Genomic DNA, 12,665 nt, shown 5'->3' with positions numbered 1-12,665 from the left:
TTTAGATTGAATTTTAAAAAATAAACAGTGAATTGATTGAATTAATAAACAATTATTATTTAAACTTTAAAATATTGATTATTCAATAAAAAAAGAATATTAGAAAGAGGTTTTTTTATCAAATTGACAAAATAAAAAAGCAAGTCAATAAGCCGGATTCTGTTTTTCTTTAGTAAGAATCCCTATCATTTCTCTAGTTTTAAAATTGCTTTTAAAATCTATCTGTCTACCCCTTAGAATCGAACGAGAAGTTCTCAATCTCTAATATACGTGACATTGCACCGCATAGAGTTTACCTGGTTTCACTACAGCCTAACTGTACATTCTTTCTGTTGCACTGGTCCTCGATTTACATCGGATGGATGTTATCCATTATGCTTCTCTATGGTGTCCGGACTTTCCTCTTTATATACATAAAGCGATAAGGCTGACTTGCTTAATTATCCAGCAAAAGTACAACTTTATCCCATAAAAAAACCCACTCAAAGATTGAGTGGGAAAAATTGCTATGAAAAAGAAAAAGTGTTGCTGATAAATCAACAACGATACAAATATATTAATCTTTTCTTTACGTACAACAATATTTTGTAAAACATTAACAGAATTTTAATGTTTTTTTTGAATTAAATTCAATTTTATTTTATAACGAATTAGTTTACAAGTATTTATATCTAATAAAAAACTCAATAAGCCTAAGGTTTATTGAGTTTTATTAACATAGTTTAATACGTTCTCTGTTAAAACAATTGGTATTTATTCAACATTAAGAGAACATGTCTTTTACCTTCTCAAAAAATGACTTGTCAGATTTCTTTGGATCCGGAACAAAGTTCTCGTCATCTTTCATTTTATCGAAAAATTGTTTTTGTTCTTTTGTCAATTCTTGAGGTGTCCAAACGTTAATATGGATCAAGAAATCACCTTTTCCATAACGTTCAATACTAGGAAGACCTTTTCCTTTTAATCGTAGTATTTTACCTGATTGAGTTCCAGCATCAATCTTGATCTTTACTTTACCTGTAACAGTGTCAATTTCTCTACTTGTTCCAAGTACTGCTTCAGAAAAATTAACATACAGGTCGTAATGAATATTGGTACCCTCTCTTTTCAATGTATCATGCGGAATTTCTTCAATCAACACTAAAAGGTCTCCTGAAATAGAATTCTTACCAGGAGCTTCGTTTCCTTTTCCTCCTACTTTTAACTGCACTCCTTCTGTAACACCAGCAGGGATTTGAATAGAAACTGTTTCTTCTTCTACGACTAACCCTTGTGCATCAGATCCGTTAGGCTTACTATTAATGATTTCTCCTGTACCACTACAAACACCACATGTTGTAGCTGTTTGCATTCTTCCCAAAATGGTATTGGTTACACGCATTTGCTGACCAGAACCATTACAGGTGGTACACGTTTTATAGGAAACTCCGTCCGCTTGTACTTTTCTTCTAACTTTAACTTTTTTCTCTACACCAGTAGCAATTTCTTCTAATGTAAGTTTTACACGAATACGCATGTTTCCACCTTTCACTCTAGCCTGTCGTTGACCGCCGCCTCCGAAACCACCAAAACCGCCAAAGCCGCCACCAAAAATATCTCCAAACTGACTGAAAATATCTTCCATATTCATTCCGCCTCCGCCAAAACCACCTTGACCGCCTTCAAATGCAGCATGGCCGTACTGATCGTATCGTGCTTTTTTATTCTCATCACTTAGGATCTCATATGCTTCAGCAGCTTGCTTAAATTTTTCCTCAGCTCCTTTATCATCAGGGTTTTTATCCGGATGGTATTTGATCGCCATCTTTCGATACGCTTTCTTGATCTCTGCTGCAGATGCTGATTTAGAAATTCCTAATACTTCGTAATAATCTTGTTTTGCCATAACTTTATTGTCCTATCACAACTTTTGGGTAGCGAATAATTTTATCTCCTAGTTTATATCCCTTCTCAACAGCATCTATGATCTTTCCTTTCAATTTATCTGAAGGAGCAGGAATTTGCGTGATAGCCTCATGTATCTCTGCATCAAATGCATCTCCTTGCTTTACTTTGATCTCAGTTAAGCCCTTCTGAGTTAATGTACTCTTGAACTTATCATTGATCAATTGCATTCCTTTTAATAATTCTTTATCCTTCGCTTTTTTAATCTCAAGTAAACCTCTGTCAAAATCATCCATAATTGGCAGTAAAGATGTCATAAGTTCTTGACTTGCCGTTTTGAACAATTCTACTCGCTCTTTTGTAGTTCTTTTTTTATAGTTTTCAAATTCAGCAAATAGTCTTAAGTATTTATCTTTTTCTGCCTGAATTAATTCTTCTACAGTAGGCTCCTCATTCGTAACCTCTTGATTTTCTTCAATTTGCGGCTCTTCAGCTGCGTTTTTTATGTTTTCTTCTTGAATATCTTCTTTGGTACTCATTTTTTGTTGTCGTTAAATTGTAAACAATTTATAGGCAATAATGTTGCCAATAAAAAAATAGTGCCAAACTGGCACTATTATAAGTTGTTATTTTATTTTTTGTTAATCTTCTAGTCGTTCGATCTTAGCTCCAATAGACTTTAATCGGGCTTCAATGTTTTCGTACCCTCTATCAATTTGCTCAATATTATTTATAATACTGGTTCCTTTTGCAGATAATGCGGCGATTAGTAATGAGATCCCTGCACGTATGTCTGGAGATGTCATCTTCGTTGCCTTGAGCTGTGACTGACGATTATGCCCAATAACTGTAGCTCTATGCGGATCACATAAAATTACCTTAGCACCCATATCAATCAGTTTATCAACAAAGAATAAACGGCTTTCAAACATTTTTTGGTGCACTAATACCGTCCCTTTTGCCTGAGTGGCCACTACCAAAACTATACTCAATAAATCTGGTGTAAATCCAGGCCAAGGAGCATCCGCTACCGTCAATACAGAACCATCAATATAACTCTGAATTTCATAACTATCTTGCTCTGGTATATAGATATCGTCCCCTCTTTTTTCTAGCTGAATTCCTAGTTTTCTAAAAACATTTGGTATTTGACCAAGGTCCTTCCAACTTACATCTTTGATGGTTAATTCAGATTGCGTCATAGCTGCCATACCGACCCAACTTCCAATCTCTATCATATCTGGGAGTACTCTGTGCTCACAACCTCCCAACGATTCAACGCCATTAATGGTTAATAAATTAGAGCCAATACCTTCAATCTTCGCCCCCATACTATTCAACATTTTCGAAAGCTGTTGAATATAGGGTTCACAAGCAGCATTGTAGATCGTAGTAGTTCCTTTCGCTAGAACCGCAGCCATTAAAATATTAGCCGTTCCTGTAACAGAAGCCTCATCCAATAACATTTCAACACCATGTAACTCCTCGGCCTCTACTCCATAAAAATATTCTTCTCGATTGTATCTAAATGTAGCACCTAATCGAATAAACCCTTCAAAATGTGTATCCAATCTTCTTCGTCCTATTTTATCTCCTCCGGGCCTAGGAATATAACCTCTACCAAAACGAGCCAATAAAGGTCCAACGATCATGATAGATCCTCTTAATGAACTTCCATCACGCTTGAATTCTGCCGATTCTAAATAATCTAGATCGATTTCATCCGCCTGAAAACTATACGAATTTGCGCCTAACTTCTCAATTTTTACACCTAGTTCACCTAGTATAAAAATGAGTTTATTCACATCAACAATATCGGGTATATTATCTATACGTACTTTACCAGCCGTTAGCAACACAGCACAAATAACCTGAAGTGCTTCATTTTTTGCCCCTTGCGGAATGATTGTACCTTTTAGTTTATGTCCACCCTCTATTTTAAATGAAGCCATTTATCTTTTTCTATTTTTATTCTGATGATGATTTTTTCCTTTAGCCTTTCCTTTTCCTTGCCCCTGAGTGCTCCTCTTCTTTAACAAACTCTTCGATTCTGCCAATTTTTCCTCCGTAGCTCTGATGTCAATCTTTCCATGAGATAGTTCAAATAAATGATTAAAAATAACATCATCATCTACGGTGTCCTTGTTCCAGTTTAGGAAGCATTTCTTCATATGGTTGGCAATGGTAAAAACCAAAGCTTCTTTCATGTCTCCGTCTTCCCAGCTTAACGCCGTATCGATCATGGTTTGAATATTATTTCCATAGAAACGATATTTAGACGCAGACTTAGGATATGCTAATGGTTCTGGTTTTCCTTGTAATTCTTCCTTAGATGGTTTTTCGTAAGGTGCATCTGCTTCCAAACGAAAGTCAGACATAATGAATAACTGATCCCAAAGTTTATGTTTAAAATCAGGAACATCTCGTAAATGTGGTTGTAAATTACCCATAACATCCACTATTGCTTTCGCCATTGTGTTACGTTCTTCCTGGGTTTCTAAAGCAACACAATGATCAACTAATTTTTGAATATGTCTTCCATATTCTGGTATGATTAAATGTGGTCTTTCTGAATTATACTCTATATCAAATGTCATTATATCTTTTTTTATCTCTTTTTTGTAGTGGTTGCAAATTAACCATTTATTTTTTGTTTGCTACCTATAAAACTATCCTATTACTTTAAGGTTCGCAAATTTTAATAGTAAATTTTTCTTCCCGGCAGTCCCAAATTGGATCTCGGCTTTTTTATTGGCTCCAGCTCCTTCTAACTTAATAACTTCTCCTTTACCAAATCTATTGTGTTCTACAATATTTCCGACCGTAATTTTATCATCAAATAGATTACCACCTGAAGATGTCTGTGAAACTTTCTTTAAGTTTTTGGGAGGCGTAAATGTAGTTTTTTTTGCTTGCTCCTTTTCTGCTCGCTTACGTTGAATCGGTTTCTGAAATCGTATTTTTTTTGGTGCATCGTCAAATAGACCTGCATCTATAAATCGATTCGTAGCGCCTATTGGTGCTTTAGGAGTCATGTATTCTAAAAACCTTTCATCGATTTCTTCCAGAAATCGACTCGGTTCGCAATCAATCAACTTTCCCCAACGATATCTTGTTTTTGTATAGGTAAGATATGCTACTTTCTCTGCTCGAGTCAAGGCTACGTAAAACAGTCTTCGTTCCTCTTCCAACTCACTTCTTGTATTCATACTCATGGCAGAAGGAAATAAATTTTCTTCCAGACCCACAATATATACATATGGGTATTCTAAACCTTTTGACTGATGAATACTCATTAAAGATACTTTTGGTTTATCATCTTTTTTATCGGCATCAAGATCAGTATACAAAGCAACCTCTTCTAGATATGCAGTTAAAGAGGCATCATTTCCTTCTTCCGTTTTATCCGTAATAAAATCCTTTATTCCGTTTAACAACTCCTGAACATTTTCAACTTTACTTACAGCTTCTGGAGTCCCATCACTTTCTAAGTCTTTGACCAGTCTTGTTTCTTTAATAACCGTATCTGCAATATCAAACGCGTTTTTGGTTTGTGCTTCTATCTGTAGACGAAGTATCATATTTAAGAAATTCTGCAATTTGGTTCTCGTACCTGCATTAATTTTAAGATCAACCTTATCTAGATGCTTTAAAATTTCGAATATAGATTTCTTATAATGATTTGCTGCAATCGTTAATTTATCAATAGTAGTAGCACCAATACCTCTTGCTGGATAGTTAATAACTCTTTTTAAGGCCTCTTCATCGTTTGGGTTGATCAATAATCGTAAATAAGATAAAATATCCTTAATCTCCTTTCTTTGATAAAAAGAAATGCCTCCATAAATTTTGTAATCTATACTCTTTTTACGCAACGCATCTTCCATCGCCCTGGATTGAGAATTTGTTCGGTATAAGACTGCAAATTGATCATTCTTCAGTTGCATATTCATTTTATTATCAAAAATGGATTGCGCAACAAAACGTCCTTCTTCTCCATCTGAAACAGTACACATCACCTTAATAGATTCACCATCATCATTAGAGGTCCATACTTCTTTATCTAATTTTGTTTTATTTTTTTCAATGACTGAATTCGCAGCGTTAACAATATTCTTCGTAGAACGATAGTTTTGCTCTAGCTTAAATGTTTTTACATCCGGATAATCCTTTTGGAAGCTTAAAATATTTTGAATATTCGCACCTCTGAAGCTATAAATACTCTGTGAATCATCTCCAACTACACAGATATTCTGAAAACGATCGGCCAAAGCTCTTACAATTAAATATTGTGAATGGTTCGTATCTTGATACTCATCTACCAATATATATCTAAATCGATCTTGATACTTCGCCAATACATCTGGGAATTTTGCCAATACCTCATTTGTTCTAAGTAGCAGGTCATCAAAATCCATTGCCCCTGACTTAAAACATCGATCTACATACTCCCTATATATATCACCTACCTTCGGTCTACTTGCCATGAGGTCAGCTTCCTGAAGATCTGAGTTATTAAAGTATGCGCGTACTGTAATCAAGGAGTTTTTAAAGGATGAGATTCTACTTAACACTTGTTTCGGCTTGTATCGATCTTTATCGAGTCCCATCTCTTTGATAATAGCAGTGATCAAACGTACAGAATCTTGTGTATCGTAGATGGTAAAGTTTGATGGAAACCCTAACTTATCTGCCTCTGCTCTTAATATTCTTGCAAACACTGAGTGAAATGTTCCCATCCACAAGTTCTTAGCTTCACTCGCACCCACTACTGCCGCAATTCGTTCTTTCATCTCACGAGCCGCTTTATTGGTAAAAGTCAAGGACAAAATATTAAACGCATCTACTCCACTGTTCATTAAATGCGCAATCCTATACGTTAGTACACGTGTTTTCCCCGAGCCTGCTCCAGCGATAATGATCATAGGTCCATCTTTCTGCAAAACAGCCTGCTTTTGAGCGGGATTTAAAGAATCTAAGTAATTAGCCAATCGAAAAATATTAAGAGCTTCAAAAATACCATTCTTGGAGGATAGCAACAAGTAAAGTTATTGACAATTTGATAGATAAGGTAACAATTATACTCTTCAATAGTCTTAATGATAGCACAACACCTGAATATGACAGATACACGCGTTACATTTGGATATGTTTTTACTGCGCTACTTGCAGTAGTAACAACTTGGATATTACATGAATTTGCCCATTGGGTAACGAGCGAATCATTAGGTTATGACACCATGATGACTTTAAATACCGCTTCTCCTGTAAAGGGTCAGGATGTTTCTGAATGGCATCGATTTCTTATTTCGGCTTCGGGTCCATTGATTACTATTTTTCAGGCAATCATTGTTTTTATATTCCTACAAAAAACATGGAGTAAGCATTTATACCTTTTCTTGTTTATTGCCTTTTATATGCGATCCTTAGCGGGTGTAATGAATATAATTAGTCCAAATGATGAAGGTAGAATTAGTGAATACCTTGGAATTGGGCTGTACACACTTCCTTTTATTATTAGCGCTTTCTTGTTTTATTTGGTGTATCAAACCTCTAAAAGATATCGCTTAGATCGGAAATTTCAACTGACTACCTTATTTGCTACATTGATTTTCACTTCGGCACTGATACTCATCGATCAATTTATGAGTGTACGTATATTGTAACTGACACTTATTCAAAACTCACAATGTTTCTTTTAAATAAGTATGATGATACTAGTGTCATTCCCAATCCAATCCCAAGAAGGATTAACATTTTCGGAACGATCTCAAGTAAAGGTAGCTGCCTCCAAAATATATCAAAGAAACCTTGTATTCCCCAATAATTGACACTAATTCCCGCGATATCTTGCATAAAGCCAGGCATCATAGAAATGGGAATCATACTACCACCTATAGCCGACATTAAAATAATAATTATGGTACTCATTCCATTCAATTGTTGACGTGTTTTTACAGTAGACACCAGGAATACGCCAAAACTCGATACGGCAAATGAAATACATAGAATCAACAACACTAAAGATAGCGTGTCCATAAAAATGGGGAGCCCAAAAGCAAGCCATGCAAAAATGAACATAGCTGTCAATTGAATCACAGAAACGACCATGGCCGCTCCCATTTTACCCAAGAGGATATGCATCGGTTTTACTGGAGAGGTCAACAAACGTTTTAAGGTTCCAGATTCTTTTTCATCCAATATACCTCCTCCTATTGCAGCCACGCTAAACAGCAGCATCATAACTGCAGTTCCAGCTACTGCCTGCACCAAACCTGGATTGGGTTTATTGCTGGTTTCTTTAATCACTGATGTCATTCGAACATTCACTTTATTTAGTGCTTTTAAATCACCAAAATTATGCATCAATCTCCCTCTAACTACCGCCAAAACCATTTGAGCTTGTATCTCTCTCGCTGCATCATACTTTACCTCAATGGGTAATCTGCTATCGTTTTGAACAGCTTTTTCGAATCCTTTTCCAAACACCATCGCTGCTGTATTTCTTCCTTTTTGAATACGCTCTATGGCAGCCTCTTCCTCTAGAGAAACCACTCTTAGTGTTGACATAGCGTCCAACTTCGCAATAAAATCTTTTGATGTTTTGGTAGAATCTTTATCTATGACTAATAATGTACTAGGCCTTGGTGCACTCTTTTTTCTACCTACTCCTCCAAAAGAAAAGGCAAATAATGTGATTAGAATAATCGGTAATAGAAAAGTTAGTAATATGCCTCTTTTGTCAGCAAAGTCAACTTTTAGGTCTTTTTTTAATATTTTAAGTATCATCGTTGGTTATTGTTTCGTTAGTATCTTAATCTCTTAGTTGTTTACCAGTAAGCGAAAGAAAAATGGTTTCTAGATTCACTTTTTGTAATTGAATATCATTGATTGCCAATCCTAATTGATTACTTGCAGTAATAATGTTAGACAGTTCTTTAATACTACTTTCTATAATTAATTGATTTTCCTTTTGAATCATATTGCGTGAAAGTAGTTCGGACAGTTTAGCTACTTGATCTGTAGAAAGAAAATCAAATTCCAACTGAATATTTTCTTTAGTGTCAACTAATTCTTGCAATTCCTTTTGTGTTCCTTGTGCAACAATTTTTCCTGAATCTATAATGGCAATTCTATCACATAATCGTTCCACTTCTTCCATATAATGTGTAGTATATACAATGGTCATTCCTTGTTTATTCAAAGTTTCTACCACTTCAAAAATGCGGTTTCTACTTTGTGGATCAATTCCAACCGTAGGCTCATCCATTAGTAAAATCTTCGGTTCATGCAATAATGAGGCTGCAATATTGATTCTTCGCTTCATCCCTCCTGAATACGTTTTTATCAAGTCTTTTTTACGATCCAATAGACCTATCAATTCCAACGTATGATCAATACGTCCTTTTAATTCCTTTGAAGGAATTCCGTACAGGTTTCCCCAAAACAGTAGGTTTTCATATGCGGATAACTCGTCGTAGAGTGAAATTTCTTGTGGCACTACTCCGATTAATCGTTTACTCGCTTCTGAATTGGGTTTTATTTCTTCTCCTTCAATAAGAATGCGCCCAACATCGCTTTTCAACAAAGTGCTCATTATATTTAATGTGGTCGACTTTCCAGCTCCATTTGGCCCTAGAAGACCAAATATTTCGCCTTTAGCAATGGTAAAACTAATATCATCTACGGCTTTTACAGACTGGAATGATTTGGAAAGGTGGTGTACTTGTATCATGGTTAGTTATTAATTTCTGGTCAAAATTGAGCAAAGAATTCTATCGAGCATAAAGGAAATGACCGAAACGTACTTTTTAGCGGACGAACTGTAAATCTCTCCTAGAAATTAAAAAATAACTTTTTTTTAAGTGCCTATCTTTTGACTAAACCATTCTAAAAAGATATTTTTGAAATATGGAAGACAAGATTATAGAAGGATTATTGTATACACTGCCAGCGATTGTGACAGGTGGCGTGGCATTTTATATTTTCAATGGCTTTTTAAAACAAAATAACAAAGAGAAGAAGTTAGAACTTTTGGCTAGTAAGAAAAAAGATTCACTCCCTATTAAACTGCAAGCCTATGAACGTATGTTGTTGTTTTGCGAGCGCATCAATCCTGTAAAAATGTTATTAAGAGTAAAACCTATTGGAGATAATACTGATAGTTATTTACAGCTTCTTATTGGAAACATTGAACAAGAGTTTGAGCACAATATGGTGCAGCAAATATATATATCTGATCAATGCTGGAGTGTTATTATTACTTCTAAAACTGCAATTATAAATAAATTAAAGCAAGTAGCTGAGAACTCAAATTCTTCTAACGATCTTAGAGAAAATGTATTATTAGATTATTCCAAAACACTTCCTCCTACGGATACAGCGATTGCATTTATTAAAAGTGAAGTGAAAAAAATTCTATAATTAAAAACCTCTCCATTTCTGAAGAGGTTTTCATTGTATAAACTGCAAGCAGTTTACGGGTCTGGGGGGCTATAATTGTAATCTCATACCTAGTTTGTAATTTCTACCTCTAGTTGAGTATCCTATAATATCCTCGTAGTCCTCGTTGAAAAGATTTGTTACTGCACCGAACAATGTTATGGTACCGTCTAACACTTTATAATTAACGTTAAAATCTAACAGTTGATAGCTAGGCAGGTTTTGCGAAACCGTCATAAACGTAGTTGAATCAAAATATCTCGCTAATCTTTCCCCTGTATTGCGATACACTAAAGATACGAATGTATTTTTAATTACACTAACCTCTGCTGTTGCAACTATCTTGTTTTCAGGAATATAATCAACATCCTGATCCTTGTTCGTATAGGTATATCCAATCAATAATCTTACATTATCTATAGGTCTAATTGTAATTTCAGACTCTATTCCATTTACCTTGATCTCGCTGGTTGAGTTCATATAGATTCCAAAAGGAGGTACACTCAAGCCTTGAAAAACAAATGCATCTTCTTCAGTTCTATCAAAATACACCACATTAAAATCTAGCCAGTCCTTATAGGATGAATTAAATCCAAATTCTACTGTTTTACTTGTTTCAGGTTTTAGATCTGTATTTCCGAATGCCGAGAACAACTGATATGTACTAGGCGCTATAAAAGCACTACTATAAGAACTTAACAATCGAAGGTTATAATCCTTGTCCTCAAATACGTTGTAAGAAACATTTGCATCGTATACTAAATGGTTTCCATATTCGCTATGCATGTTATATCGAGCCCCTGCTGTGGCACTTAAACCAAAATCAGAAATATACACCATAGAGGCATATGGGTCATTAGTTTTAAAATTCGCTACATCTTTATCGATATTTCCGAAAGGTGAAACCGTATTATTACTATGTTCCTGATAATTAAATCCAGTAATCAATTGAAATTGGTCTTCAGCGAAACTAAACTTGTTTACCAAATCTACATTCACACTTCTACCTTCCGATAAAAAAGTAGATGTATTTACATTTACTCGCTCTATCTTATTTACCGTAGCCAGTGCATAAAACTCTCCATTATCGTATTTCAATCGAGGTCTTATTCCGAATCTAATTTGCTTATTTTCACCATTATTAACGGTAGCATCTGCATAGTTTCCTGCATCGTAGTCAAAATCGAACGTATCATAGTTTAAAAATGCCTCAACAGAAATATCTTCGTTCACTTCATATCCTAATTTGAACATAGCATTGGTGCTACTAAATGGATCGTTTTCAAAAACGGTTGCCGTATTGCTTCTTGCGGAAGACATGCCATTTACACCAGTTACGTTTACCGATGCTAAGTAGTTTACCTTATCAGATGTTCCACTGATATAAAGGTTTCCACTCTTATCAGATAATGCGTTGTTCGAAGATTCGGCCGTATTGTTTGTACCTAAGCTCACTTCATACCCTACTTTAAAGGATTTCTTAGAAGATTTCTTAAGGGTGATATTGATCACACCTGTTGCTGCTCCTGTACCATATAAGGTTGAAGATGCTCCTTTTAAGACTTCAATACTTTCAATTTGATTCAACGATAATAATCGAAGATCGTACTCTTGATTGATTCCAGATGGATCCGATACAGGTACTCCATCAATCAATACCAATACTTGTCTACTTCTTCCTCCTCGTACATATGTACTTCTGGGTTCAGAAGGGTTCGTATTTAGCCCTTTGATTTCAATACCCGGCACATTGTTTAACAGGTCCAATACTGTTTTTCCAGTATTGTTCAAAATGTCTTTTTGGGTGATCTTGTAAATTACCTTACCGGTATTCTCTTTTTTAGACTCAAACTTCGTTGCACTTACAACAACCTCATCTAAGACTTCTCTTTTTTCTTTTTTGTCTTGCTTTTTTTCTTGTGCAGACAAATTTGTGCATAGTAAGCATGCCGCTACCACACCAACAATCACATGTTGTTTTTTCATTAATAATGATTTAATTCTTACAAATAAATCAGGTAAATTCTTTTGCGTAATGTTAGTACACAAACCTTTATCCCGAAAGTTTTTTACTCATGATTGAGGCAGGTCTCCTGACTTGCGTCTTGTAACTAACCTTCCCATCTTTATCTGAATAATATCAGTCTTAGACAGTGGTAAAAAGTTGCAGTTACAAGCTTTACAGCTTACAGTTGCGGGAACAGCTTCGGATTCTCACCGAATTCCCTTTTAATTCATTACCAGCGAAAGCCGATAATGAAACCAAAATCACTGCAAATGTATAGATAATCTTATCAACAAACCAAAGAAATGAAAGGAAGATTTAATATCTTCGAAGC

The 12,665-nt window shown here is 35.2% G+C and carries 10 protein-coding genes, 1 other RNA gene and 1 riboswitch; of the genes, 2 read left to right on the top strand and 9 right to left on the bottom strand.

Annotated features, from left to right (window positions below):
* Positions 1–132: 132 nt before the first annotated feature.
* The 6 genes from rnpB to RQM59_RS04820 all read right to left on the bottom strand — a co-directional run bounded on the left by rnpB (position 133) and on the right by RQM59_RS04820 (position 6,875).
* An RNA gene (gene rnpB / locus RQM59_RS04845) (RNase P RNA component class A) lies at positions 133–439 on the bottom strand.
* A gap of 324 nt (positions 440–763) precedes the next feature.
* Complete coding sequence (dnaJ, locus tag RQM59_RS04840; protein WP_349240952.1) at positions 764–1,885, bottom strand: molecular chaperone DnaJ; 1,122 nt, start codon at positions 1,883–1,885, stop codon at positions 764–766.
* A 4-nt stretch (positions 1,886–1,889) separates the two neighbouring features.
* A complete protein-coding gene (locus RQM59_RS04835; RefSeq protein ID WP_349240951.1) occupies positions 1,890–2,423 on the bottom strand; it encodes a nucleotide exchange factor GrpE in 534 nt (177 codons plus the stop codon).
* Between the two features lie 102 nt (positions 2,424–2,525).
* Complete coding sequence (murA, locus tag RQM59_RS04830) at positions 2,526–3,836, bottom strand: UDP-N-acetylglucosamine 1-carboxyvinyltransferase (protein WP_349240950.1); 1,311 nt, start codon at positions 3,834–3,836, stop codon at positions 2,526–2,528.
* Entirely contained in the window at positions 3,837–4,481 is a 645-nt protein-coding gene (locus RQM59_RS04825) for a DUF4290 domain-containing protein (protein ID WP_349240949.1), read from the bottom strand.
* Between the two features lie 72 nt (positions 4,482–4,553).
* Positions 4,554–6,875 carry an ATP-dependent helicase gene (locus RQM59_RS04820; protein WP_349240948.1) on the bottom strand — a complete coding sequence of 774 codons (2,322 nt, stop codon included), beginning with the start codon at positions 6,873–6,875 and terminating at the stop codon, positions 4,554–4,556.
* A 108-nt stretch (positions 6,876–6,983) separates the two neighbouring features.
* Between RQM59_RS04820 and RQM59_RS04815 the strand changes: the two genes are divergently transcribed.
* A complete protein-coding gene (locus tag RQM59_RS04815) occupies positions 6,984–7,550 on the top strand; it encodes a hypothetical protein (RefSeq protein ID WP_349240947.1) in 567 nt (188 codons plus the stop codon).
* A 7-nt stretch (positions 7,551–7,557) separates the two neighbouring features.
* Here RQM59_RS04815 and RQM59_RS04810 read toward each other — a convergent pair whose 3' ends face one another.
* The gene (locus RQM59_RS04810; RefSeq protein WP_349240946.1) at positions 7,558–8,673 is read right to left on the bottom strand and encodes an ABC transporter permease; all 1,116 of its coding nucleotides are present in this window, start codon (positions 8,671–8,673) and stop codon (positions 7,558–7,560) included.
* Positions 8,674–8,698: 25 nt separating this feature from the next.
* The gene (locus RQM59_RS04805) at positions 8,699–9,619 is read right to left on the bottom strand and encodes an ABC transporter ATP-binding protein (RefSeq protein ID WP_349240945.1); all 921 of its coding nucleotides are present in this window, start codon (positions 9,617–9,619) and stop codon (positions 8,699–8,701) included.
* Between the two features lie 176 nt (positions 9,620–9,795).
* Here RQM59_RS04805 and RQM59_RS04800 point away from each other — a divergent pair, with 176 nt between their 5' ends.
* Positions 9,796–10,308, top strand: coding sequence for a DUF7935 family protein (locus tag RQM59_RS04800; RefSeq protein WP_349240944.1), 513 nt, complete (start codon positions 9,796–9,798; stop codon positions 10,306–10,308).
* 69 nt (positions 10,309–10,377) lie between these two features.
* Here RQM59_RS04800 and RQM59_RS04795 read toward each other — a convergent pair whose 3' ends face one another.
* Complete coding sequence (locus tag RQM59_RS04795) at positions 10,378–12,312, bottom strand: TonB-dependent receptor plug domain-containing protein (protein ID WP_349240943.1); 1,935 nt, start codon at positions 12,310–12,312, stop codon at positions 10,378–10,380.
* An 80-nt stretch (positions 12,313–12,392) separates the two neighbouring features.
* A riboswitch (cobalamin riboswitch) is annotated at positions 12,393–12,608 on the bottom strand.
* Positions 12,609–12,665 lie beyond the last annotated feature (57 nt).

The organism is Asprobacillus argus, from assembly GCF_032248395.1.
Lineage (GTDB): Bacteria > Bacteroidota > Bacteroidia > Flavobacteriales > Flavobacteriaceae > Polaribacter > Polaribacter argus.
This window is presented reverse-complemented; position numbering and strand designations above follow the sequence as displayed.

Excerpts from the sequence above, each read along its gene's own strand:
- RQM59_RS04815 (WP_349240947.1), top strand. The coding sequence starts at position 6,984 with ATGATAGCACAACACCTGAATATGACAGATACACGCGTTACATTTGGA.
- dnaJ (WP_349240952.1), bottom strand. The coding sequence starts at position 1,885 with ATGGCAAAACAAGATTATTACGAAGTATTAGGAATTTCTAAATCAGCA.
- RQM59_RS04810 (WP_349240946.1), bottom strand. The coding sequence starts at position 8,673 with ATGATACTTAAAATATTAAAAAAAGACCTAAAAGTTGACTTTGCTGAC.
- RQM59_RS04825 (WP_349240949.1), bottom strand. The coding sequence starts at position 4,481 with ATGACATTTGATATAGAGTATAATTCAGAAAGACCACATTTAATCATA.
- RQM59_RS04795 (WP_349240943.1), bottom strand. The coding sequence starts at position 12,312 with ATGAAAAAACAACATGTGATTGTTGGTGTGGTAGCGGCATGCTTACTA.
- RQM59_RS04805 (WP_349240945.1), bottom strand. The coding sequence starts at position 9,619 with ATGATACAAGTACACCACCTTTCCAAATCATTCCAGTCTGTAAAAGCC.
- RQM59_RS04835 (WP_349240951.1), bottom strand. The coding sequence starts at position 2,423 with ATGAGTACCAAAGAAGATATTCAAGAAGAAAACATAAAAAACGCAGCT.
- murA (WP_349240950.1), bottom strand. The coding sequence starts at position 3,836 with ATGGCTTCATTTAAAATAGAGGGTGGACATAAACTAAAAGGTACAATC.
- RQM59_RS04800 (WP_349240944.1), top strand. The coding sequence starts at position 9,796 with ATGGAAGACAAGATTATAGAAGGATTATTGTATACACTGCCAGCGATT.